Here is a 22,841-nt window from a genome sequence, read left to right as displayed (position 1 = left end):
AGGCAGGGTATGCGCATGAGAAGCAAGAACTCCTCCGCCGCAGTGCGCATGCCACGGAAGACGTCCCGCCGGACGCCCTTCCGCGCCCTGCCGCTGGTCGCGCTGGCCACCGCCGGCGTGGTGATATCCCTCGGCACCTTCGTGCCCGCCTCGGCCGCGACATCCCGGGTGGACCTCAACGTCCTCGTCGTCACGGACGGCAACCCCTGGGTCGAGGGCATCCGCAAGCAGCTGGTCTCCGAGGGCGTCCCGACGACCGTGGTCGACCTCACGAGCGCCAACCGCGCGACCATCTCGGCGGCCTTCCTCGCCGACACCCTCGCCGACGGCACCCCGCACGGCCACTTCGAGGGCGTCGTCCTGCCCAGCGACTCCCCCGGCCAGCTCTCCGCCGCCGAGCTCTCCGCCCTCACCGGCTACGAGGCCTCGTACCACGTGCGTCAGGTCGACTCGTACGTGTGGCCCGGCGCCAACACCGGCCTGAGCGCCCCCACGTGGACCGGCTCGATGGACGCCACCACCGCCACCGCGAGCGCCTCCGCCCGCGGCGACGCCTTCCGCTACCTCAACGGCCCCGTGCCGTTCGAGGGCACCGCCGGCGGCAGCGGCTCGTACGGCGCGCTGCCCACCGCGCTGCCCGACGACGCGGCCACCGGCTCGCACTTCGAGCCGTACGTCACCGAGACCATCCCCGGCACGTCGACGCAGGGGGTGCTCGCGGGCGTCTACACGAGCGGCGGCCGCCAGCAGCTCGTGCTCACCTTCGCCTACAACTACTACCAGCAGCAGTTCCAGCTGCTCGCCCACGGCATCGTCGACTGGGTGACGCGGGGCGTGCACCTCGGTTACTGGCGCAACTACTTCTCCGCCCACATCGACGACCTGTTCAACGCCAACGCGCGCTGGAGCCAGAGCGGCAAGTGCACGCCGGGCGAGGGCGACTGCGCGGCCGGGGTACCGAGCACAAACCCGATCCGGATGACGGCCGCGGACGTCTCCACGGTGGTGAACTGGCAGCAGCAGAACAACTACCAGCTGGACTTCCTGTTCAACGCCGACCCCGGCATCGAGTACGCGCAGGCACAGGGCGGCACCGACCCGCTGAGCGTCGCGCTCCTCGCGAACAAGAACAGCTTCATGTGGCTCAACCACACCTACGACCACGACTTCCTGGGCTGCGTCCAGGACTTCTCGGTCATCCCGTGGCGGTGCCAGACCGACGCCTCCGGCGCCATCCAGTACGTCGACCAGGCCACCATCAACGGCCAGATCGCCCAGAACATCCAGTTCGGCCAGGCCAACGGGCTGCCGTTCCGGCCCAACGAGCTGGTGGGCGGCGAGCACTCCGGCACGGTGATGCTGCCGCAGCAGCCGAACGACAACCCCAACTTCCTCGCGTCGCTGGCCGCCGACAACGTCCAGTGGCTGGGGGTCGACGCCTCCCGCGAGACGGGCCAGCGCCAGATCTCCTCCGCGCTGGGCGTGCCGCGCCACCCGATCAACGTGTTCTACAACGTCTCGACGCAGCAGGACGAGGTGAGCGAGTACAACTGGCTCTACACCTCGAAGGCGAACGGCGGCAGCGGCAACTGCGAGGCCAACCCCGCCACCACCACCTGCATCTCGCCGCTGGACATCAACACGGCGTGGTCCAGCTACGTCCTGCCGCTGCAGACCGAGATCACCCTCGGGTACGTGCTGTCCAACGACCCGCGGCCGTTCTTCATGCACCAGTCCAACCTGACGGACGACCAGCTGGCGCTGCAGACCATGAGCGGCATCCTGTCGACCTACCGCGCCTGGTTCACCGCGGACACCCCGGTCGTCAACCAGACCCTGACCGACGCCGGGACCGCCCTGCAGAACCAGAGCGCCTGGCAGCAGACCCAGAACGCGGGCTCGGTCACCGGATACGTCCAGGGCGGCGTCGTCACCGTCAACGGCCCGGCCGGCACCGACGTCCCGGTCACCGTCCCGGCCGGCACCACCGTCACCGGCGGCGGCACCTTCGGCGCGGCGTACGGCGGCGAGCAGTCCGCCTACACCGCCCTCGGCGCGACGGCCACCGGCCTGACCCTGCCCACCGGCGTGTTCGGCACGGTCGCCGACTCCACCCCGACCGGCCTCGGTGCGGAGCTCACCTCCTACGCCAAGGGCTCGCCGCAGGACGTCCGCCGCACCGGCGACGCGATCGTGATCACCGACCCGACCGGCAAGCACGTCCTGCCGAAGCTGGCCGGGAAGCCGGAGGAGCAGCTGCACATCGGCGACCACCACCACAACCCGTACAACGTGCTGCCCCCGGGACTCGCCAGGAAGAAGTAGCGCCGCAGAGCCCGCAGTGCCTCAACCCGGCTCCCTGCGGCCCGCGTTCGCGCGGGCCGCACTGTTGGCGTCCGCCATCCGCAAGGCGGGCGTGGCCAGGCCTGCCACGGCCGCCGCGCACCCGAGGACGGCGCACAGCGCGAGCGCGCTCCTCGCACCGGCCGTGTGGGCGAGGCCGCCCAGCGCGTTCGTCGCCGGCACCAGCGCCGCGCTCTGCACGAGCGTCAGCGCGGACTGCACGCGCGACAGGTGCGACTCGGGCGCTGCGCCCAGGACCAGTGGACCGACGTGGCAGGCGAACAGGCTCGACCCGGCGCCGACCAGCACCGCCGCGACCACGGCCACCGCGGGGACGGGAGCCGCAGCGAGCGCCCCGGTCCCCGCCCCGGCGACGGCCAGCCCCAGACTCGTCCCCACGCCGGTCCGCCGCACGGGACCACGGCGGGCGGCCACCAGCGCGACCGCGAGCACGCCCGCGCTCTGACCCGCCGCCACCAGACCCGCCGCCCCGGGGCCCCAGCCCGCCGACCGGGCCAGCAGCGGCCCGAGCAGCGAGACCACCGGCAGCAGTCCGGCCGCGGCCGCCGCCGTCAGCAGCAGCGCCGGCCGCAGCACGGGATCGGTCGCCACCAGCCGGACCCCGTCGGCGATGCCCGCGACCAGACCCTCCCGCCGCGACGGACGTTCCTCCTCCGCCACCGGACGCACCCGCACCATGACGGCGAGTACGGCCGCGAACGTGCCCGCGTCCACCAGGGCTGCCCCGCGCAGGCCCGCCACCGCGACCAGCGCCGCCCCGATCGGGGCGCCGAGCAGCGCCGCCACCTGGCCCCCGGCCTGCTGGAGGGCCATCGCCCGGGGCAGCTGCTCCCGGTCGACGAGGCGGCGCGGCATGGAGCCGCTCGCGGGGAGGTAGAACGCGTCGACCGTGCCCGTCACGGCGGCGAATACGAGCAGCGTCCAGACGGGCGCCGCCGACGCCCCGCTCGTCGCTGCGAGTCCGAGTGCGGCGGCGAGCATCACCGCGTCCCCGGCGATCATCACGCGGCGGGCGCCGGCGCGGTCCCCCACGGCCCCGCCGAGCAGGAGGAGGACGGTCCGGGGCAGGGTGATCGCGGTCAGCACGAGGGCCGCCGTCCGGCCGCCGTGGGCGCTCGCCGCCCACCCGAGGGCGAAGGTCAGGGCCGCGTCGCCGGCCAGTGAGGCCCGGGTGCCCGCGAGCCAGCGCAGGTAGGGCCGGGGCAGGGCCGGTCGCCGCACGGGCGGAACGGGCGGGAGGCGCGTGGTGCCGATGGTTCGCATGACGGGCGACCGTAGGGCCCTCCAGTTGGTCGAGGGCAAGCCGAGGACGAGCCGCCGGGGCCGCCGGGGCCGTCACCGCCGGCGGGCGACGGCCAGGAGGACAAGGGACGCGGCCTGGATCACGGCCACGACCGTGACGAGCGCGGGGATCGACGTCCCGTACAGTGCGCCGATGAGGACGCCGCCGACCAGGGCGGCCACGCCCGTCACGGCCGCGAAGACGCCGTACGCGGTGGCGCGGTTGGGGGCCGGGACGAGGTCGGCGATGGTGGCGCGGAGCGTCGCCTCGCCGAGGCCGGTCGCCGCGCCCCAGAGGAGTGCGCCCGCGACCGCCGCCGCCAGGGTGTTCGTGAACGCCAGGGCCGGGACGGCGGCGGCCAGCGCGGGGAGCGCCAGCAGGACGCGCGGGCCGACGCGGTCGTACAGCCACCCGGCCACCAGGGCCGCCGCCGCGTCGGCGAGCATCGCGCCCGCGTACAGCACCGGGATCAGCGAGACGGCGAGCAGGTGGCGCTGGACGAGGTGGTAGGAGAGCAGGCCGAAGGTCGCGAAGCCCGTCATCGTGGTGGCCGTGAAGGCCGCGTAGACCCAGAACGCCCTCGGCAGGCGGCGCGACCGGGGCTGCTCCCGACGGGCTTCCGGCACCGTCGCGGGCTCGTACGCCGCCGGGTCGGGCACCCTGGTGCGCAGCCACCCGAGCAGCACCAGGACCGCCGCGCCCGGGATCGCGAGGACACCCAGCGCCGGACCGTACCCGCCGCCCGCCGCCAGCACCCCGGCGACGGTGAGCGGGCCGCCGACCGCGCCGAGCTGGTCGAGCGCCTCGTGGACGGCGAAGCCCCGGCCGCGGCCGGTCGCGGCGGTGGCGTGCGAGAGCAGCGTGTCCTTGGCCGGGGAGCGCACCGCCTTGCCGACCCGCTCCGCGACGACGAGCACGCAGGCCGGCCCGAGCGCACCGACGACGCCGAGCGGCGGCACGGACAGCACGGTGAGCGCGTAGCCCCCGATCGTCAGCGCCCAGAAGCGCCCGGTGCGGTCGGCCAGCGGCCCCGACACCAGCCGCAGGCCCAGCGCCGCCGCCTCCCCGGCGCCCGTCACCGCGCCCACCACCACGGCGGTGGCCCCGAGCGAGGCGAGCAGCGGGCCGGTGACCGACCGGGCGCCCTCGTACACGAAGTCCGCCAGGAGGCTGATGGCGCCCCACCAGACGACGAACCGCCACGGTCTCATCGGCGCGGTCCCTCCGGTCCCCGGTCCCCCGGCCCCTCGTCACCCGCTGACGATCCGCCGCCCGGTGACACTGTCCGGCCGGATCCGCACCCAGAGCGGCCGGTCGTCGCCCGCCCACGGGGCCGAGCCGGGCAGGCCCGCGAGATGCCGGACCTCCTCCTCGTCCGTGACGTGGTGCGCGGTGCCGAGCACGAGGACGGTCCAGCCGCGGCCCAGGTACTCGTCGAGGTGGTCGACCTGGAAGGACGCCTCCACGCCGTCCTCCGGGTCGGTCGCGCTGCCGGTGGCCGTGCGGTACGCGAACGAGCCCTTGTCCACGACGTAGTTGACCGGGAACACCACCGGGCCCGGCCGCACCGGCAGGCCGACCCGGCCCACCCCGTGGGTACCGACCAGAGCCCAGCACTCGGTCTCGCCGAGGTCGAGCAGGCGCGGGCGCGGTCCGGGCCCGCCCTGCCCGGGCGGGGCGTCGGTGCGGCCCTCCACGAGGACCTCCCGGGTGGTCCCGAGCGCGGCGGCGATGCGGACGAAGCCACCCGGGTCGAAGGCCGGGCCGGCCGTCAGCAGGTGGCGCAGGTAGTTCGGCGCCATCGCCGCGCGCTGCGCCAAATCCTCCTCGCTGAGGCCGAGTTGCTCGCGTCTCTCGGCGATCCGGCGGGCCGCGGCGGCGGCGCCGGGCTCGGTGGCGGGGGTGTCGGTCACGGTGGCGGCTCCTCGGCTGGGCGGTACCGGATGCCCCCCTCGGCACTGGCGCGGGCCCATCCAACCGTCAGGCCGCCGCCAAGTCGAGCACGGCCGGGCCACCGTGCGTGTCGCCGTCGCGGCGGGCCCCGGCAGGCCCCGGTCGGCCAGGCCATCCACCGGGCGCACCTTGATCCGATTCCCGTCGAACCGCGACCACCGGGCCTGACACCGAATCAGGTCCGGCTCCCACGCGGGGAGGAGAGATGTCCGTGATCGACGCGGCGGTGCGCACCGGCCGGCGCCCGGACGTCGGGAAGCCGACCGGCCGCCCGGCCCGCTCCTTCGCCGCGTTCGCCGAGTTCACCGCCGAGCACGCCGGGGTCCTCGCCGGCCGACCCGGCTCCGGCGGGCCGCCGCCGTCGCCCTCACCCGGACGGCCGACGGCGGCTGCTCCGGACGTGTATCACCGCCGCTCCGGACCGCCCCGGTTCACCGCCGGTTCAGCGCAGACGGAAGAACTGTTCACCTCTCCCGTCTAGATTCTTCACCCCGGGGATCACCAGGCCCCCGCAACCCGCGTCCGAGCGCGGGCCGTGAAGAACGAGGGGAAACGAAGAGATGCTCCAGCGGAACCGCCGGTCCAGCAGCCTTGCCCTGAGTGCGGTGGCACTGGTAGGCGCCCTGTCGCTGACGGCGTGCGGCAGCGACGACAACAACCCCACGACCACGGCGGGCGGTTCCTCGGCCGCCGCCGGCGCGTCGATCAGCTGCGGCAAGAGCGGCTCCCTCCTCGGCGCCGGCTCCACCGCGCAGGGCCCCGCGATCGACGTGTGGAAGAACCTCTACGCCGCGTCCTGCTCGGGCACCACCGTCAACTACAGCGGTGGCGGCTCCGGTGCGGGCGTCCAGCAGTTCAACCAGGGCAAGGTCCAGTTCGCGGGCTCCGACTTCGCGCTCAAGCCCGCCGACGTCGACGCCTCGAAGGCCGTCTGCACCGGCGGCAAGGCGATCGACCTGCCGATGGTCGCCGGCCTCGTCTCCCTGGTCTACAACGTCGACGGCGTCGACAACCTGGTCCTGGACGGCCCCACCACCGCCAAGATCTTCGACTCCCAGATCACCAAGTGGAACGACCCGGCGATCGCCGCCCTCAACCCGGGCGCCAAGCTGCCGGACGCCGACATCCAGTCCTTCCACCGCTCGGACGACTCGGGCACCACCTTCAACCTGACCTCCTACTTCGCCAAGACCTCCGGCGGCGCGTGGAGCGCCGCGCCGGACAAGGCGTGGAAGGGCAAGGGCGGCCAGTCCGCCAACGGCAGCGCCGGCGTCTCGGCCCAGATCAAGCAGGTCAAGAACTCGATCGGCTACGCCGAGCTGTCCTACGCCCAGACCAACAACCTGAAGAGCGCCCAGGTCAGCACCGGCGCCGCCAAGCCCGTCGCCGCGACGGCCCCCAACGCCGCGCTCACCCTCGCCTCCTCCACCGTCGTGGGCGCCGACGGCGACCTCGCCCTGTCCCTCGACTACGGCACCAAGGCCGACAACGCCTACCCGATCGTCCTGGTCACCTACGAGATCGTCTGCGACAAGGGCAACAAGGCGGACACCCTCGACACCCTCAAGGGCTTCCTGACCTACACCGCCGGCGACGCCGCCCAGAAGGCCATCGGGGACAAGGGCTACGTCCCGCTGCCCGCCGCCATCGGGGACAAGGTCAAGGCCGCCGTCACCAGCCTCGGCTGACCCGCGCCCGGCACGCGCCCGACCGGCACCCGCCGGCCCCGCACGGAGGGGCCGGCGGGTGCCGCCGTCTTCCCTCCGGGAGCCATCGGCGGCAGGCTGGCCCCGGGAGGGTGAGATGACGTGGATCGGACCCAGCACGGCCCCCGAGGTGACGGTGCCCGACGTGGTCGGGCTGCTCGTGCCCCAGGCGCGCAAGGTCGCTTGGGAGGCGGGTCTCACCCTCGCGAGCGACGATCCGGACGGCCCGCCCGTCAGCGCGCTGACCTGGCCCGGTGTCTGGGTCGTCACCGGCCAGCACCCCGCCCCCGGTGCGAAGATGCGCCGCCAGGGCTCGATGGTGGTCGAGTTCGCGGAAGTGCACGACGAGAACGGCCCACAGCGCCCGCGCTAGCGGCAGCCCGTGCGAATCCCCCTTCCCCTCTCGGGGGGTGCCACCGGGAGGAAGGGGGAGTCCTGGGCGCGCAGACGCTCAGGCGCGTCCGCGCGTGGCGCCCGGCAGGACGGGAACGGTGACCGCCCAACCCGCGGCCAGCGAGTCGACGAACTCGCCCAACAGCTGGCCGACGTGCTGCGCCACGGCCCAGTGGGTCACCAACTGCTCGCGCGGGGCGTCGAGTTCGCGGTGGACGGCGGTCGGGGCGGCCTCGCAGTACTCGCGCTGGAGGCGCAGCCGGTCGCGCAGGTCCCCGGAGCGCTTGCCGGTGATGACGATCGTGGGCACGTCGGCGCGGGGCAGCCGGCCCTCGTGCCGCAGGAAGCGGGCGCGGGCGCCGCGCCACTCGCGCCGGACGGCCGCGCAGGTGCGGGCGTCGGCGTCGAGGCGCAGGACGACGCCGTCCGGGGACGCGCTCGCTGGTCCGGTGTCGACGCGGCTCAGCGGCTCCCCCGGGTGGGAGGGGTCGACGAGCCCGAGGGCGAGCACGTGGCCGGGCAGGCGTCGGGCGGCGGTCGCGGCGAGGTAGCCGCCGAGGGAGTGGCCGACGAGCACGACGGGCCGCTCGCCGGCGACGTGCCGGACGAGGTCGGCGAGGTCGGAGGCGGCCGCATCGATGTCGAAGTGTCGGCCGCCGGTGTAACTGCTGCGCCCGTAGCCGGCGCGGTGGTACGTCACGACCGGTCCGGTGGCGGCGAGTTCGCGCAGCAGCCACTCGGCGTGGCCGGCCCCGTCACCGAGCGCGCCGTCGAAGACGACGACCGGTGCCAACGGGTCGGCCTGGGCGTCGTCCGGCAGCTGGTGCACGCGGTACGCCAGCACGTTGCCCGCCGTGGTGGTCACCGTCCGCTCGTCGCCGGGGTCCGCCGGCGCGGCGCGGCGCCGCCGCACGGCCTCGACGGCCCCGCCCACCACGACCCCGGCGAGGACGGCGGCGGCCAGGGCCGCGGAGCGGCCCAGCACGGGGGACGAGGAGGCGGCAGGCCGGAAGCGGTGCGGCAGACGGGCCATGGCGGAGGTCCCTTTCCCGGTGCTGGCGGAGCGGAGGTGATACCGGCCCGGGGGCGCCCCGACCCCGCCGACGGGGGTACGGCAGGACGGGGCGCACCCGGGGTCCGGTGGCGGCGACCGGCGCGCAACGAGGCGCGGGTGGCTCGGTCGCGTCCGGCGCCGGGCACCAGCATTCGCTAACCGCTGCCGCACTGTCAACTGGTATGGATCAACTATGTCCTGAGGTTCATCCTGGCTGAATCCGCCAGGGTGGCGGAAGCCCTCGCCGAAGGGCGCACGGCGCTGTTGCTCGCGCCCGGCGGCAGCTTCCGGCACCGCCCGCTCGCGCCCACCGGGAGCTGCGGCCACCGCCGAACCGCACACAGCCGGGTCCGGGGCCGCCCCTGTCGGGCTCAACGCCCCGGCAGGGCACGGCCGTTCCCCGGATCCGACGGCATCCGGAGCGTAACGATTCGTCAAGGCCCCTTCCGCTCCCTGTCGGACGTCACAGCCCGGGCGCATACTGTGCTCCGCGGCTCGCACCCGTGCGACAGGGCCACTCCGGTCCCGGCGCGGGCTGCGCCGCGGCGGGGGAGGTCGCAGCACCGTGGCGATTGTCGTACTCATCCTGGTCCTGGCCCTGTTCTGGCTCGTCACCGGCGTCCGCGTGGTCCAGCAGTACGAACGCGGGGTCGTCTTCCGGCTCGGCCGCGTGCGCGCCCGGGCCCGCCAGCCCGGACTCACGCTGCTGATCCCGGTCGTCGACCGCATGCGCAAGGTCAACGTCCAGGTCGTCACCATGCCGGTGCCCGCCCAGGAGGGCATCACCAAGGACAACGTCTCGGTCAGCGTCGACGCCGTCCTGTACTTCCGGGTCATCGAGCCGATCAAGGCCACCGTCGACGTCCAGAACTACAGCTTCGCCATGCTCCAGGTCGCCCAGACCTCGCTGCGCTCGATCATCGGCAAGAGCGAGCTCGACGACCTGCTCTCCGGCCGCGAGCAGCTCCACCGCGGCCTGGAGATCATGCTGGAGAGCCCGGCCACCGGCTGGGGCGTGCACATCGACCGGGTGGAGATCAAGGACGTCACCCTCCCCGAGACCATGAAGCGCTCGATGGCCCGCCAGGCCGAGGCCGACCGCGAGCGCCGCGCCCGCATCATCACCGCCGACGGCGAGTTCCAGGCCGCCGCAAAGCTCGCGGAGGCCGCGACGACGATGGCCGAGACCCCGGCGGCGATGCAGCTGCGCCTCCTCCAGACGGTGGTCGAGGTGGCCGCCGAGAAGAACTCCACGCTCGTCCTGCCGTTCCCGGTCGAGCTGCTGCGCTTCTTCGAGGCCGCCGCCGACAAGGCCTACGCGGCCGTGCCCGGCTCCCCCGCGGACGACGCCTGAGGGCGGCGGCCGCCGCCCTCACGAGCGGACCATCGGCAGCAGGACCTCGTCCACGATGGCCTCCGGGTCGAGCCGGACGGGCGCGCCGCCGCACATCTTGAACCGGTAGAGCATCAGCGCCGGGACGACGTCGATGACCAGCGGTGTCACCGCCGCCGGCCGGACCTCGCCGCGGGCGGCGCCCCGGGAGAGGACCTCGGCGATCAGCCGGGTGGTGGGCTCGACCACGCGCACCAGCACGATCTCCAGGAGGGCGTGCGCCCGCTCGTGGTCGAGCTCGCTCATGACGGCACGGACGGCCGCGCCCGGCTCGCTGAACATCGCCGCCCGCAGCCGGGTGACCACCTCGACGAGGTCCCCGCGCAGGCTGCCGGTGTCCGGGGCCGGCCCGGCCGGGGGCAGGCAGGCGCGCAGGGCGTCCATGACCAGCTCCTCCTTGGACGACCAGCGGCGGTAGAGCGCCGCCTTCCCGGTCTGCGCCGCCGCCGCGACGCCCTCCATGGTGAGCCGCGCGTAGCCGTCCGCGACGAGCTGCCGGAACGTGGCCCCGAAGATCGCGCTCTCCAGCACCTCACCGCGCCGGCGCACCGGCACGGCCTCGGCCGCTCCGCGCGTGGCCTCGGGTTCGGCGGACATTCCGGCACCACCTCTCCGCTGTCCCGGATCTACCTCCGATGTTAGTGAACGAACCCGTTCTCTCCTACTGGTCCCGTCGGCGAACTCCCGCCGTCCGCCCGAAGGCGGGCCGGGCGGTGTCGGGGTGCGCGACGTCGGGGCGCGCGGAGTCGGGGTGCGCGGAGTCGGGGTGCGTGTATCGCACGGCCGAGGAGGGCGGCGATGCGCTGGGGGCACGCCCCCGGCCTTCGGCCGGGGACCATCGGGCGACTGACGGCAACGCGGCGAGGTGCGTGCCCTGGGTACCTCCCGGCCGTCAGACCCGGGGAGCGTCGCGCGGCGGGCGGGAGTCTGCCGACGGGCCCCGGCCCCGCCTTGACGCGTTCGCGCCTCCCCGCGCGGTGTCGACGCCTATGCTCGCCCGATGGAGTCGAACGGGACCTTACAGCCGTGCGAAGTACTGGTGGTGGGCGCGTACTTCGCGGACCTGGTGTTCCACGGGCTGCCCCGGCCGGTCGAGCCCGGCGGCGAGGTGTTCGCCGACGGCTTCGCGTGGGTGCCAGGGGGCGCGTACACGCCCGCGATGGCGCTGCGGCGGCTCGGGCGCGACGTGGTCTGGAGTGCGGACTTCGGCACGGACGCCTTCAGCGCCCAGGTGCTGGCCAGCGCCCGCCGGGAGGGACTGGACACCTCCGCGTTCCGTCACCACCCCGTCCCCGTCCGGAGCGTGACCGTCGCGATGGCCTACCCCGGCGACCGCGCGATGGTCAGCTTCCAGGACCCGGTCGAACCCGCGCCCCTCGTCCCGCTGCTGCGCCGGTACCGTCCGCGTGTCCTGATGGTGCCCCAACTGCGCTGGGACGACGACATGGTGGCGGCCGCCGGGGGCGCCCGGCGGCTCGGCACGCAGGTGGTCATGGACTGCCACGACTCCCCCGCGACGCTCGACGACCCGGCGGTCCGCCGCATCCTCCCGCTGGTCGACGTCCTCACCCCGAACACCGCCGAGGCGCTGCGCCTGACCGGCGCCGCCGACCCGGAGGACGCGATCGCCGAACTCGCCGGCCTGGTGCCGACCCTGGTGGTCAAGCGCGGCGCGGACGGCGCCACCGCCGTGCGCGGCGGCGAGCGCCACGACGTCCCGGCCGTCCCGGTGCGGCCGGTCGACACCACGGGCGCCGGGGACTGCTTCAACGCGGGCCTCGTCCACGGCCTGCTGGACGGCCTGAGCCTGCCGGACTGCCTCGCGGCGGCGGTGGTCTGCGGGGCGGCGGCGACCACCGGCCCCGGCTCGGACACGGCCCTGCACGCCGACGAACTCGCCGCCAGGCTGCCGCTCGCCGCCGGCCCGCACACCTGAGGTGAACACTTCACACCGCTGAGTGATCGTGCTAGCGTCCGGCGGATGGCACGGATGTCACCCGTCACAAGGGTTCTGGTCACCGATCTGGACGGCACCTTACTCGGCGGCACCCGGGAGGAACGCCGTCGTCTGCGCGACGCCCTGGCCCGCCACCCCGAGGTGACCCTCGTCTTCGCCACCGGTCGCGGCCTGTCCTCCGTCCGCGACGTGCTGCGCGACCCGCTCGTCCCGCGCCCGCGCTGGATCATCGCCGACGTCGGCGCCACCATCGCCGACGGGACGGACTTCTCCCCCGTCGACCCGCTCCTGGAACAGCTGCGCGCCGGCTGGCCGGGACCGGCCCGCATTCGCGCCGCGCTGCGCCGCTTCCCCGCCCTCGTCTACCAGTTCGGCGTCGTCCAGGAGGGCCGCTGCTCCTACCACGTGGCGCCGGGGCGGCTCACCCGTGAGGTCACCGACGCCGTCCGGGCGCTCGGCTGCGGCTGGGAGTACTCGGCGGGCCGCTACTTCGACGTCCTGCCGGCGGGGGCGTCCAAGGGCAACGCCCTGCGGGCCCTGGCCGGGAAGCTGGGCTGGACGCCGCAGCAGATCCTCGTCGCCGGCGACTCGCTCAACGACCTGTCGCTGTTCAGGACCGGCGCGCACGGCGTGGTCGTCGGCGGCGCCGAGACGGCCCTGCTCGACGCCGTCGCGGGGGACCCGCTGGTCCGCCGCCCCCGGCAGACCGGCGCCGCCGGGATCCACGCGGTGCTCCAGGACCTCGGCTGGGTCGACCCCGATCCGGACCGGCCCCGCCGCCGGCACTCCGTGGTGGTGGCCTACCACCGGCCGCCGATGCACTGGACCGGCACCAAGTGGCAGCCGCCCAGCAGCCCCAACGGCATACTCCCCACCCTGACCAGCGCGTTCGCCGACGGCCTGCCTGGCGTGTGGGTCACCGCACTGGCCGGCGCCGACCGCGAGGCCGCCCGCCCGCACCCCACCGGGCTGCCGCTGTCCCTCGTGCCGCTCAGCGCGGAGCAGTGGGCCGGCTACTTCCACCGGGCGTGCAAGGAGACGCTGTGGCCGGTGCTGATGTCCGAGCCCGCGCGGTCCGTCCTCGACCGGCAGGCCTGGGCCGCCTACCGGGCGGTCAACGCGCGCTTCGCCGAGCACATCACCGCCGAGGCCGCGCCCGGCGCCACCGTCTGGCTCCACGACTACAACCTGTGGCTCGTCCCCGGACTGCTGCGCGGCACCCGGCCCGACCTCAGGACCGGGCTCTTCCACCACACCCCGTTCCCGGCTCCCGAGGTCTTCGCGACCCTGCCCGTCGCGGCCGAGCTGCGCGCCTCCCTCTCCTGCCTCGACTGGGCCGGCTTCCACACCGACGCGTTCGCCGAGCGGTTCCGGCGGGCACTGGGGCAGCGCGCCCCGCGCACCGAGGTGCACCCACTGGGCGTCGACCGGGCCGCCGTCGAACGGCTCGCCCGGCTGCGCAGGCCGAGGCCGCGCCCGGCCGGCGAACGGGTGGTGCTCTCGGTCGAGCGCCTCGACTACGCCAAGGCGCCGGTCCAGAAGATCGACGCCCTGGACCGTCTGCTGGAGCGCCGGCCGGAGCTTCGCGGGCGGCTCGTCTTCCGGCTCGTCTGCCCGCCGCCCGAGCCCGGCATCACCGCCTACGACACCACCCGCCGGCAGCTGGAGCAGAGCGTCGCCGAGGTCAACGACCGCTGGGAGCGGGGCCGTTGGCGGCCGATCGACTACCTTCCGGGCAGCCTGTCCGCCGCCGCGGTCGTCGACGAGTACCTCGCGGCCGACGTGCTGTGGGTGACGTCGCTCCAGGACGGGATGAACCTGACGGCCAAGGAGTTCGTCGCCGCCCAGGCCGCGCTGCCCGCGCGCACCCCGGGCGTACTGGTGCTCTCCAGGCACGCGGGGGCCGCCGCCGAGCTCGGTGACGCTGCCCTCCTGACCGACCCGCACTCGTCGGAGGACCTGAGCACCGTCCTGGCCCGGGCCCTCACCCTCTCCGCCGCCGAACGCCGGGCCCGCATGGACCGGCTCTCCGGACTCCTCGGCCGCGAACGGCCCGCGGACTGGGCGGCGCGGATCGTGCGGGCGATCCGGGACTCCGCTCCGGAGGCCCTCCCGGCCCCCACGGGTGTCAGTTGACCCAGTCGAGCCAGAACATGAAGCACCGCTGGAACGCGCCCGGCGCACCGGCGCCGAAGGCGACCACCAGGGCCTGGCCGACCGCGACGTCGGTCGGGTCGACGCCCGGCGACCACGCGATCGCGGCGTCGATGCCCGGGATCGAGCGGAACGGGGAGTACGAGCCCAGGCTGCCCCGCGCCAGGCCGATGACCGCCCCGTCGCGGCGCAGCTCGGCCCGGCACAGGCCGGTCGGCCGCAGCTCGTAGCCGCGGGCCCCGACGAGGGCGGTGCGGGTGCGCGCCGTGCGGCGCGGGTCCCAGCCGCGGCTGCCCCGCACCGTGGGCACGTGGTGGCCGTTGATCGACAGGGCGCCGTGCTCGCGGTCCGGCACCGCCGTGACGGTGGGTATGCCCGCGCCGGTCAGCCGGACGATGACGGAGGGCCAGCGGTCGTGGCTGATCTGGAGGGGCCCGAACGGGCTGTCGGCCACGCGCTGTTGCGACAGGTGGACCTTGCGGCGCTGAGCGGGGGCGGACATGCGCGATCGACTCCTGAATCTGCCATGGGGTGTATCCGGGCCCGAACAGGGCGGGGTGCAGCCTACAGCGCCGTTCGGCGGCGCCGTCGGCGGGCCGGGTCGCGCTCAGGTGCAGGCCGCGCCGGACGCCTGCCAGTTCGCGGGGTCGACCATGGCCGTCGGGACGATCGTCTCGTGCGGGAGTTCCTTGTGTTCGCGCAGCCGGTCGGCCATCTGCTGGACGGCGATCGCGCCGACCTCGGCGCCCTTGATGAGCAGCGCGGCCCGCATCGCCGCCGGTCTGCCGGCCTGCCAGTCCTTGCAGGCCAGGTAGGCGCCGATGCCGATCCCGACGACGTTGTCCGGCCCGAAGCCCGCCTCGGCCAGGGCCTTGATGCCGCCTTCCACGTCCTCGTCGTTGCAGCCCCACACCACCCAGTGCCGGACGCCGGGGCTGGTGGAGAGGGTGTAGGCGGTCCGCTTGCGGGCGTCGTCGACGGTGTTGGCCGCCCACACCTTCGCGTTCTTCAGGACGGCGCCGGCGTGGGCGGAGAACGCCTGCGCCGCCGCGTTCACCCGGTCGCGGCAGACCGGGATGTCGTCGTTCGCGACGGACAGCGTCCAGGTGTCGGCGGGCTTCCAGCCCGTCCTCCCGTACTCGATGGCCGCACGCTCGCCGACCGCCGCGCCCATGGCGGCGCCGTTGAAGCCGACGCGCGGGACGAGTCCGCTGGAGAAGCACGCGCCGGGGTCGGGGTAGTCGGCGCAGAGCTGGTCGTCGGTGGAGAGCAGGGGGACGTCGGTGCGGCGGGCGAGGGCGACGAGGTCGGGGCCGACGGACGGGTCGGGCACGACGGCGATGAGGCCGCCCGTCCTCTTGCCGACGGCCGCCCCGGCCTCCTTGAGGGCGCGGTCGCGGTCGTTGCCGAGGTCGACGACGGTCAGCTCGACGCCGAGCTGGGCAGCCCTGGCCCTGGCGCCGGCCGCCTCGTCGACGAAGTAGCCCTGGTCGCCCTGCTTCTGCAGGAAGGTGATGGTCAGCGGGCCGTGCGCCGCCGGGTCGGGCCGGTCCGCCGAACAGCCCGTCAGCGCGAGGGCGAAGGCGGCGACGCCGGACGTGCACAGGCGCAGGCGCATGGGTGCTCCAAGGTGGGTGGCTTGGTGATTTGAACGTTCAAACACTCACAAACGAACGTGATCGAACGCAGCGGTGACAGGAAACGCCACGTTCACCCGCCCGTCAAGTCCTGACGGCCGACCAACTTCCGGCTGATATCGGCTCGTTACCGTGCGGAACCTGCCTCTTGAGCCGGGCCGGGTGGAGCCACTAGCCTGCGCCTACTCCTGTTGGGATCTGAGCCCCACCGGTCGCCTTCCGACACGAATCAACAAATTCCAACAGGCGCTCGCTCTGGCGACCCCCACCCACCCCCACCCTTGGAGCACCCATGCGCCCACGCATGCGCAGGTCCCGACGACTCGCCGGCGCCCTGCTGTCGCTCGCCCTCGCGACCCCGGGCCTCGGCGCCCTCGCGCTGACCACGGCGACCCCCGCCGCCGCCCTCGACAACGGCACCGCCCTCACCCCGCCGATGGGCTGGAACTCCTGGAACTCGCTCGGCACCAACGTGACCGAGCAGCAGGTCAAGCAGACCATCGACTTCATGTCGGCCAACGGCCTGGTGGCGGCCGGCTACGACACCGTCACCATCGACGACGGCTGGTCGCTGTGGCACCGCGACGGCCAGAGCACCGACATCGTGCGGACGTCCTACGGCTCGATGCAGCTCTACGACGCCGCCGGGAACCCGGTCGCCGGCATCGACGGCACCGGCAACGACCCGACCTCCGGCCACCTCACCCCGCGCCCGGACACCTTCCCGTCCCAGGTCGTCAACGGGCAGACCGTCAACGGCATCCAGTACCTGGCCTGGTACGCCCACAGCAAGGGCATGAAGTTCGGCCTGTACGGCACGGACACCTACCTGACCTGCCAGATGCACCCCGGCAGCCTCGGCCACGAGGCCACCGACGCGAGCGACTTCGTCTCCTGGGGCGTCGACTACGTCAAGTACGACGACTGCCCGTACGGCCCGCAGATCGTCGGCCCGGACGGCCACGACTACTACACCCAGGGCGAGGGCAAGGAACTCACCCAGTCCATGTACGCCCGGGTGCAGACCTTCCAGCGCGCCCTCGACGCCGCCTCCGCCGCGCAGGGCAGGCCGAGGGTGACCCTCAGCGTCTCCGCCCAGCCGGTCCACACCGGCGTGCCGTACCTGCTGGGTGCCGACGACCCGGCCCGCACCGACCCGGTGATCCGGGCGGCCGGCACCCCGGCCTACCAGTCCCCGGGTTACGCGCCGACCGGCGTGTGGTGCGGGCAGGTCGCCAACCTGTGCCGGATCGGCGGCGACCGCGGCAGCGACCTGAGCGGCGTGCTCTACGGGCAGCAGCTGGGCACCGCACTGCAGTACCCGGGCAACGTCCGCCCGGGCAGCTGGAACGACATGGACATGATGTTCACCGGCTGGCAGGACGTCTACGGCTCGTGGGGCGTCACCGACACCTGCGCGTGCCACAAGCCGTTCACCGACGACGAGTCGCGCACCGAGCTGTCGGTCCTGTCGATGATGGCCTCGCCCCTCATCTCCGGCGCCGACCTGCGCAACTACGCCGACGCCCAGCACACCGACGGCGGCGCGAGCTGGTCCACCGGCATACCGGCCTCCAGCCTGGCGCTCATGAAGAACGCCGAGGTCATCCGGATCGACCAGGACGCGCTCGCCAAGCCGGCGACGCTGGTCGGCGCCCCGCCCGCGAACGGCACCGCCCCGGTGGTCCTCAAGCGGCAGCTGGCGGGCGGCGACACGGCCGTCCTCCTGGTCAACCAGGACCCGAACAACTGGCAGACGATCGGCAGCACGCTCGGCTCGCTCGGCCTCACCGGCGGCTTCACGTACAAGGAGCTGTGGACCGGCGCCACCGGCACCGTGGCCTCCGGCGGCACCGTCGGCGGCAACTGGGTCGCCCCGCACGGCGTCGCGATGTTCCGCCTCACCCCGCAGGCCGCGTCCACCCCGGCGGCGGTGATCGGCGACGGTGCCTACCACGCGATCGGCGCGGGCGGCACCGGCGGCCAGGTGCTGGAGGTCCGGGGCACGTGCAGCGCCGCGGACGGCGCGGTCGTCGACGTGAACACGTGGTGGAGCACGCACACCTCGGAGCAGTGGAACTTCGCCGCCAATCCGGACGGCACCGTGCGCATCACCGACAACTGCTACACCGGCACCCAGGTGCACGGCACCCTCACCGCCCCCGGCTCGTCCGGCGCGGCCGCGTACGTCACCAACGGCTACGACCCGACCAACGCCCACCAGAAGTGGCGGGTGCTCCAGAACACCGCGACCGGCGCACTGACCGTCACCAACGTGGCCACCGGCCTCGCGCTCGACGCCACCAACCCGGCGGCGGCCTCCGCCGTCGTCACCGACCAGCCCGACCCGGCCGCGGCCGGGCAGGCCTGGACGACCCTGTCCTGATCCGCCGTCCGCTTCGCCCCGGTCCCCACCCGCCCGCCGGGCGGGTGGGGACCGGGTAGACCGCAGCGATAACGGGAACGTCTCGAATTGACGCGAGCGCATCGAAGACCCTTGACGAAAGTCCGGACGGGGAGTTTCCTGTCCGAGCGCGTTTGATCAAGTTTGCTTCTGATCGATTGTGTTTGATTCAAGCCGCGACTCAAACGCCGTGCCCACATCCCCACCCTTCTCTCCTGACCGGGAGCCTCCGCATGTTCATTCGCCGCAGCCGTGTCCTGTCCGCCGCCGTCCTGGGCTGTGTGACCCTCGTGGGCGCCGTCGGGTGCTCGACCGGCCAGGAGTCGTCCTCCGGCTCCGTCGCCAAGGTCGACGGCAAGGTCTCGCTGACCTACCTGCAGAAGCAGGGCGACCAGGAGTACTTCGTCGGCGAGGCGGCCGGCGCCAAGGCCAAGGCCGCCGAGCTCGGCGTCGACCTCAAGGTCGTGAACCTCGGCAACGACGCGAACAAGACGGTCAGCGAGGTCCAGTCGGCCATCGCCGGCAAGAGCAACGGTCTGATCGTCGTCGTGCCGGACCCGGCCGTCGGCCCGCAGGTCGTGCAGACCGCCAAGGACGCCGGCGTCGCCCTGCTCACCTCCGACGACCAGATCTGCGCCACCGGCCCCGCGCCCGCCTCCTGCGGAAAGGGCGACCTCGTCGCCCGGGTCGGCTTCTCCGGCGAGCAGATGGGCGGCGAGGTCGGCAAGCGGGCCGCCGCCGAGTTCAAGAAGGCCGGCTGGAACCCCGCCGACACCCGCATCATCTCCGCCTGGAAGCAGGACGTCACCGTCTGCGGCGACCGGATCAAGGGCGCCAAGGCCGCCTTCGCCGCCGCCGGCGGGGCCGACGTCAAGAACATCGACGTCGCCACCGACAACACCCCCACCGGTGCCCAGGACAAGACCGCCGCCACCCTCACCGCCAACCCCGGCGTCAAGCACTGGGTGGTCTGGGGCTGCAACGACGAGAACGTCCAGGGCTCCGTCACCGCCCTGCAGAACGCCGGGGTCAGCCCCGACGACATCGACGGCGTCGGCCTCGGCGCCTACCTCGCCTGCAAGGACTGGACCAGCGGCAAGCCGTCCGGCATGAAGGCCGCCCTGTTCATCAACGGCAAGGACGTCGGCGCGCTGGCCGTCCAGACCATGGTCGACAAGCTCAAGAACGGCAAGGACTTCCCCGGCGAGGCCTTCGCCCCCACCACCATGGTCGACGCCTCGACCTGGCAGAGCACCGGCATGACCTGCAGCTGAGCACCACCTCCTCCAGAACCCCGAAGCGACCCCCGAGCACCTCCAGCGAGGCACGCATGACCTCACCCGAGTCCCCACCCGGCTCCGGGCCGTCCCCCCGGCCCGCCCAGGGCCTGGTCGCCGAGAACGTCGGCAAGACCTTCGGCAGCGTCCGGGCGCTGCACGGCGTCAGCGTCGGCTTCCCGCCCGGCAAGGTCACCGCCCTGATGGGCGAGAACGGCGCCGGCAAGTCGACCCTGCTGCGCATCCTGAGCGGCGACCACCGCCCCACCGAGGGGCGGGTCCTGCTCGACGGCGCCCCGCTCGACCTCTCCTCCCCCACCGACGCGCGCCGCGCGGGCATCCGGATCATCCCGCAGGAGCCGGAGATCATCCCGCACGTGTCCGTCGCCGAGAACGTCTACGCGGGCAGCCTCCCGCGCCGGGCCGGGCGCCGGCTCGACCGGGCCGAGCTGCGCCGTCGGATCACCGCGGACCTGGCCGACCTCGGCTTCGAACAGGTCCTCGACCCGGACCTCCTCGGATCCGAACTCACGGCCGCCCAGCGCCAGTTGGTCGAGATCATGCGCGCGCTCACCGGCGCCGTGCCGCCCCGGGCGATCGCCTTCGACGAGCCCACCTCCTCGCTCTCCGAGCACGAGGTGGAGGCCCTGTTCGCCCTGATCGGCCGGCTGCGCGACCGCGGCATCGCGGTGATCTACGTGTCGCACCGCATGAAGGAGATCTTCCGGCTCGCCGACCGGATCGCCGTCCTGCGCGACGGCACCCTGACCGGCGTCCTGCCCGCCGACGGGACGGACGAGCGCGAGCTCGTCCGGCTCATGGTCGGTCGCGACCTGGCCGGCCTGTTCGTCCGCCAGGACGTCGCCACCGACCGCGTGGTGCTCGACGTGCGCGGCGTCAGCACCGACGACGTCCACGACATCAGCCTCCGGGTGCGGGCCGGGGAGGTCGTCGCCCTCGCCGGGCTCATCGGCGCCGGGCGCTCCGAACTGGCCCTCGCCCTGGCCGGGGACGTACCGATCCGCTCCGGCGAGGTCCTCCTCGGCGGCACCGCGCTGCGCCTGCGCTCCCCCAAGGACGCGATCCGCGCGGGCCTCGGGCTCGCCCCCGAGGAGCGCAAGGCGCAGGCGCTCTTCCTGCACCGGACGATCCGCGACAACACCTCGCTGGTGAGCCTCGACCGGCTGCGGCGGCGACGGTTCGTGCGGCGCGGCGCCGAGAGGCAGCTGGCGCAGGAGTACGCGGACCGGCTGCGGGTCCGCGCGCCCTCGGTCGAGGCCGAGGTCCGCACGCTCTCCGGCGGCAACCAGCAGAAGGTCGTGCTCGCCCGCTGGCTGGCCCGCCGCCCCGAACTGCTGATCCTCGACGAGCCGACCCGCGGGGTCGACATCGGCGCCAAGGCGGAGATCTACCAGATCATCGCCGACCTGGCCCGCGACGGCGTCGCCGTCCTGGTGATCTCCTCCGAACTGCCCGAGGTCCTCGGCCTGGCCGACCGGATCCTGGTCATGCAGAACGGCCGGATCACCGGCGAACTCGGCCGCGCCGAGGCCTCCGAGGAGGCGATCCTCGCCCTGGCCATGTCGGAGGACCTCGCGCCCGCCGACACCACCGACCCCACGACCGGAGCCGCCCGATGACCGCCCCCTCCACCACCGCCGACCAGCGGCCGCAGGCCCCCGCCGGGCCCGCCCGGCCGACCGGCGCCCGGGCCGTGCTGGGCGCCGTCGGTGGCCAGAACCTCATCCTGCTGCTGGCCCTGGCGGCCGTGCTCGCGCTGTTCGGCTTCCTCGACCTCAACTACCTGGGCTGGCAGAACATCCAGGTGATCGCCGAGGCGGTGACCATCGCCGGCCTGCTCGCCGTGGTCCAGACCGTCGTGATCATCTGCGGCGGCCTGGACATCTCGGTCGGTTCCCAGGCCGGCCTCGCCTCCGTGGTCAGCGCGATGGTGTTCACGTCCACCGGCTCCAGCGCCGCGCTCGGCATCGGCGCGGCCGTGCTGGCGGGCGGCGCCGTCGGGCTGCTCAACGGCGTCGTGATCATCTACGGCCGGGTCAACCCGACCATCGCCACCCTGGCCGGACTCGCCGCGTACAAGGGCGTCGCCCAGCTGATCTCGGACGGCCGTGCCCAGGGCTACGTCCTCGGCGACCCGCTGTTCGTCTTCCTCAGCCGCGGCAAGATCGCCGGGCTGCCGACCATGGTGTGGATCCTCATCCTGGTCGCCGCCGCCGTGCACGTCCTGCTCACCTACACCGACATCGGCCGCAACATCTACGCCCTCGGCGGCAACCCCACCGCCGCCCGGCTGGCCGGCATCGACCTCAACAAGTACCTGCTCTCGGTGTACGCGCTCACCGGCATGGTCGCGGCCGTCGCGGGCGTCCTGCTGACCGCCCGCACCGGCTCGGGGCAGCCCACCTCCGGCAGCGAGGGCCTGGAGCTCCAGGCCATCACCGCGGCCGCGCTCGGCGGCTGCGCGCTCAAGGGCGGCAAGGGCGGCATCGCCGGGACGCTCCTCGCCGTCGCGCTGCTCGGCGCGCTGCAGAACGGGCTCACCGTCCAGGGCATCAACTCCTTCTGGCAGAACGTCGCCCAGGGGCTCCTGCTCGTCGTCGCCGTGGTGATCCAGCAGCGGCGCGGGCGCGAACGGGCCGTCGGCCTGCCCGCCTGAACCGTCCCCCAGCCGATCCCCCAGGAGGCCGCCTCCGTCCCCCACCGGAGGCGGCCTCCGCCACGCGCGGCGCCGGTCGTGGCCGCGCACCGCCGCCGCGGAAGGCCCAGCCATGGAGAAGACCCAGCCATGAAGAAGACCACCGCCGAACTCGCGGACGGCCGCGAGATCCTCTACTACGACACCGACGGGTCCGCCGTGCGCGACACCGTCGACCGGCGCCGGCCGGAACCCACCGCCGTCCGCTCCGCGATCCGCCGCGACCCCGCCACCGGGGACAGCGTCACCATCGCCGCCCACCGCCAGAGCCGCACCCACCTCCCGCCCGCCGACGAGTGCCCGCTCTGCCCCTCCACCGACGCGCGGCTCAGCGAGATCCCGGCCCCGGACTTCGAGGTCGTGGTGTTCGAGAACCGCTTCCCGTCACTGCACCCGGACGCGGACGCGCCTCACCTCGAACGCCCGCTGCGCGCGGCCGGACCGGGCACCGGCCGATGCGAGGTGGTGTGCTTCACGGCCGACCACGACGCGTCCTTCGCCGACCTCTCCGAGGCCCGCGCGCGTCTGGTCCTGGACGCGTGGACGGACCG

The 22,841-nt window shown here is 74.0% G+C and carries 18 protein-coding genes and 1 pseudogene; 12 read left to right on the top strand and 7 right to left on the bottom strand.

All coding sequences use genetic code 11. The annotated features are described in order from the left end of the window. Positions 1-15 precede the first annotated feature (15 nt). Entirely contained in the window at positions 16-2,325 is a 2,310-nt protein-coding gene (locus tag AB0C76_RS36865) for a hypothetical protein (protein ID WP_359974127.1), read from the top strand. 21 nt (positions 2,326-2,346) lie between these two features. Here AB0C76_RS36865 and AB0C76_RS36860 read toward each other — a convergent pair whose 3' ends face one another. The 3 genes from AB0C76_RS36860 to AB0C76_RS36850 all read right to left on the bottom strand — a co-directional run bounded on the left by AB0C76_RS36860 (position 2,347) and on the right by AB0C76_RS36850 (position 5,559). Next, positions 2,347-3,627, bottom strand: a complete 1,281-nt coding sequence (locus AB0C76_RS36860) for an MFS transporter (RefSeq protein WP_359974125.1) — start codon at positions 3,625-3,627, stop codon at positions 2,347-2,349. Positions 3,628-3,699: 72 nt separating this feature from the next. Next, on the bottom strand, positions 3,700-4,857 hold the full coding sequence (locus tag AB0C76_RS36855) for an MFS transporter (RefSeq protein ID WP_359974123.1): 1,158 nt from the start codon (positions 4,855-4,857) through the stop codon (positions 3,700-3,702). Positions 4,858-4,896: 39 nt separating this feature from the next. Then, entirely contained in the window at positions 4,897-5,559 is a 663-nt protein-coding gene (locus AB0C76_RS36850) for a pyridoxamine 5'-phosphate oxidase family protein (RefSeq protein WP_359974121.1), read from the bottom strand. A gap of 245 nt (positions 5,560-5,804) precedes the next feature. Between AB0C76_RS36850 and AB0C76_RS36845 the strand changes: the two genes are divergently transcribed. From AB0C76_RS36845 to AB0C76_RS36835, 3 genes are all read left to right on the top strand, one after another. Then, complete coding sequence (locus AB0C76_RS36845) at positions 5,805-6,080, top strand: hypothetical protein (protein WP_359974119.1); 276 nt, start codon at positions 5,805-5,807, stop codon at positions 6,078-6,080. Positions 6,081-6,159: 79 nt separating this feature from the next. Beyond that, positions 6,160-7,287, top strand: a complete 1,128-nt coding sequence (gene pstS, locus AB0C76_RS36840) for a phosphate ABC transporter substrate-binding protein PstS (protein ID WP_359974117.1) — start codon at positions 6,160-6,162, stop codon at positions 7,285-7,287. Between the two features lie 115 nt (positions 7,288-7,402). Beyond that, positions 7,403-7,678, top strand: coding sequence for a PASTA domain-containing protein (locus AB0C76_RS36835; protein WP_359974115.1), 276 nt, complete (start codon positions 7,403-7,405; stop codon positions 7,676-7,678). Between the two features lie 78 nt (positions 7,679-7,756). Here the strand turns inward: AB0C76_RS36835 and AB0C76_RS36830 are convergent, their stop codons facing one another. Then, positions 7,757-8,731 (bottom strand): alpha/beta fold hydrolase, encoded by a 975-nt coding sequence (locus tag AB0C76_RS36830; protein WP_359974113.1) that lies wholly within the window; start codon positions 8,729-8,731, stop codon positions 7,757-7,759. Between the two features lie 586 nt (positions 8,732-9,317). On the opposite strand from AB0C76_RS36830, the gene AB0C76_RS36825 reads away from it, so the two are divergent. Further along, complete coding sequence (locus AB0C76_RS36825) at positions 9,318-10,106, top strand: SPFH domain-containing protein (RefSeq protein WP_359974111.1); 789 nt, start codon at positions 9,318-9,320, stop codon at positions 10,104-10,106. 18 nt (positions 10,107-10,124) lie between these two features. Here the strand turns inward: AB0C76_RS36825 and AB0C76_RS36820 are convergent, their stop codons facing one another. Continuing rightward, the gene (locus tag AB0C76_RS36820; protein ID WP_359974109.1) at positions 10,125-10,742 is read right to left on the bottom strand and encodes a TetR-like C-terminal domain-containing protein; all 618 of its coding nucleotides are present in this window, start codon (positions 10,740-10,742) and stop codon (positions 10,125-10,127) included. Between the two features lie 403 nt (positions 10,743-11,145). Between AB0C76_RS36820 and AB0C76_RS36815 the strand changes: the two genes are divergently transcribed. Further along, positions 11,146-12,081, top strand: a complete 936-nt coding sequence (locus AB0C76_RS36815; protein WP_359974108.1) for a PfkB family carbohydrate kinase — start codon at positions 11,146-11,148, stop codon at positions 12,079-12,081. A 45-nt stretch (positions 12,082-12,126) separates the two neighbouring features. Then, positions 12,127-14,238 carry a trehalose-6-phosphate synthase gene (locus tag AB0C76_RS36810; RefSeq protein ID WP_359974106.1) on the top strand — a complete coding sequence of 704 codons (2,112 nt, stop codon included), beginning with the start codon at positions 12,127-12,129 and terminating at the stop codon, positions 14,236-14,238. Here the strand turns inward: AB0C76_RS36810 and AB0C76_RS36805 are convergent. Next, complete coding sequence (locus tag AB0C76_RS36805) at positions 14,231-14,758, bottom strand: hypothetical protein (RefSeq protein WP_359974104.1); 528 nt, start codon at positions 14,756-14,758, stop codon at positions 14,231-14,233. The genes AB0C76_RS36810 and AB0C76_RS36805 overlap by 8 nt on opposite strands. Positions 14,759-14,863: 105 nt before the next feature. Further along, a complete protein-coding gene (locus tag AB0C76_RS36800) occupies positions 14,864-15,874 on the bottom strand; it encodes a substrate-binding domain-containing protein (protein WP_359974102.1) in 1,011 nt (336 codons plus the stop codon). Between the two features lie 311 nt (positions 15,875-16,185). Here AB0C76_RS36800 and AB0C76_RS36795 point away from each other — a divergent pair, with 311 nt between their 5' ends. The 5 genes and pseudogenes from AB0C76_RS36795 to AB0C76_RS36775 all read left to right on the top strand — a co-directional run. Then, complete coding sequence (locus tag AB0C76_RS36795; protein ID WP_359974100.1) at positions 16,186-18,279, top strand: hypothetical protein; 2,094 nt, start codon at positions 16,186-16,188, stop codon at positions 18,277-18,279. A 251-nt stretch (positions 18,280-18,530) separates the two neighbouring features. Further along, positions 18,531-19,571: a substrate-binding domain-containing protein gene (locus AB0C76_RS36790; RefSeq protein ID WP_359974098.1), complete on the top strand. Its 1,041-nt coding sequence runs from the start codon at positions 18,531-18,533 to the stop codon at positions 19,569-19,571. 56 nt (positions 19,572-19,627) lie between these two features. Continuing rightward, positions 19,628-21,214: a sugar ABC transporter ATP-binding protein gene (locus AB0C76_RS36785; RefSeq protein ID WP_359974096.1), complete on the top strand. Its 1,587-nt coding sequence runs from the start codon at positions 19,628-19,630 to the stop codon at positions 21,212-21,214. Continuing rightward, complete coding sequence (locus tag AB0C76_RS36780) at positions 21,211-22,251, top strand: ABC transporter permease (protein WP_359974094.1); 1,041 nt, start codon at positions 21,211-21,213, stop codon at positions 22,249-22,251. The genes AB0C76_RS36785 and AB0C76_RS36780 overlap by 4 nt, the downstream gene beginning before the upstream one ends. 129 nt (positions 22,252-22,380) lie before the next feature. Further along, positions 22,381-22,841 (top strand): annotated as a pseudogene (locus tag AB0C76_RS36775) (galactose-1-phosphate uridylyltransferase); the annotation flags it as partial.

Origin of the sequence: Kitasatospora sp. NPDC048722, assembly GCF_040650235.1 — a bacterium.
GTDB lineage: Bacteria > Actinomycetota > Actinomycetes > Streptomycetales > Streptomycetaceae > Kitasatospora.
Note: the sequence above shows the minus strand (reverse complement) of the source record. Positions and strands in the feature narration are given on the sequence as shown.

What these genes read in the sequence shown, in the direction of transcription:
- pstS (WP_359974117.1), top strand. Translation starts at nt 6,160, where the DNA reads ATGCTCCAGCGGAACCGCCGGTCCAGCAGCCTTGCCCTGAGTGCGGTG.
- AB0C76_RS36805 (WP_359974104.1), bottom strand. Translation starts at nt 14,758, where the DNA reads ATGTCCGCCCCCGCTCAGCGCCGCAAGGTCCACCTGTCGCAACAGCGC.
- AB0C76_RS36845 (WP_359974119.1), top strand. Translation starts at nt 5,805, where the DNA reads ATGTCCGTGATCGACGCGGCGGTGCGCACCGGCCGGCGCCCGGACGTC.
- AB0C76_RS36830 (WP_359974113.1), bottom strand. Translation starts at nt 8,731, where the DNA reads ATGGCCCGTCTGCCGCACCGCTTCCGGCCTGCCGCCTCCTCGTCCCCC.
- AB0C76_RS36800 (WP_359974102.1), bottom strand. Translation starts at nt 15,874, where the DNA reads ATGCGCCTGCGCCTGTGCACGTCCGGCGTCGCCGCCTTCGCCCTCGCG.
- AB0C76_RS36835 (WP_359974115.1), top strand. Translation starts at nt 7,403, where the DNA reads ATGACGTGGATCGGACCCAGCACGGCCCCCGAGGTGACGGTGCCCGAC.
- AB0C76_RS36860 (WP_359974125.1), bottom strand. Translation starts at nt 3,627, where the DNA reads ATGCGAACCATCGGCACCACGCGCCTCCCGCCCGTTCCGCCCGTGCGG.
- AB0C76_RS36855 (WP_359974123.1), bottom strand. Translation starts at nt 4,857, where the DNA reads ATGAGACCGTGGCGGTTCGTCGTCTGGTGGGGCGCCATCAGCCTCCTG.
- AB0C76_RS36780 (WP_359974094.1), top strand. Translation starts at nt 21,211, where the DNA reads ATGACCGCCCCCTCCACCACCGCCGACCAGCGGCCGCAGGCCCCCGCC.
- AB0C76_RS36810 (WP_359974106.1), top strand. Translation starts at nt 12,127, where the DNA reads ATGGCACGGATGTCACCCGTCACAAGGGTTCTGGTCACCGATCTGGAC.
- AB0C76_RS36815 (WP_359974108.1), top strand. Translation starts at nt 11,146, where the DNA reads ATGGAGTCGAACGGGACCTTACAGCCGTGCGAAGTACTGGTGGTGGGC.
- AB0C76_RS36820 (WP_359974109.1), bottom strand. Translation starts at nt 10,742, where the DNA reads ATGTCCGCCGAACCCGAGGCCACGCGCGGAGCGGCCGAGGCCGTGCCG.
- AB0C76_RS36795 (WP_359974100.1), top strand. Translation starts at nt 16,186, where the DNA reads ATGCGCCCACGCATGCGCAGGTCCCGACGACTCGCCGGCGCCCTGCTG.
- AB0C76_RS36865 (WP_359974127.1), top strand. Translation starts at nt 16, where the DNA reads ATGAGAAGCAAGAACTCCTCCGCCGCAGTGCGCATGCCACGGAAGACG.
- AB0C76_RS36790 (WP_359974098.1), top strand. Translation starts at nt 18,531, where the DNA reads ATGTTCATTCGCCGCAGCCGTGTCCTGTCCGCCGCCGTCCTGGGCTGT.
- AB0C76_RS36785 (WP_359974096.1), top strand. Translation starts at nt 19,628, where the DNA reads ATGACCTCACCCGAGTCCCCACCCGGCTCCGGGCCGTCCCCCCGGCCC.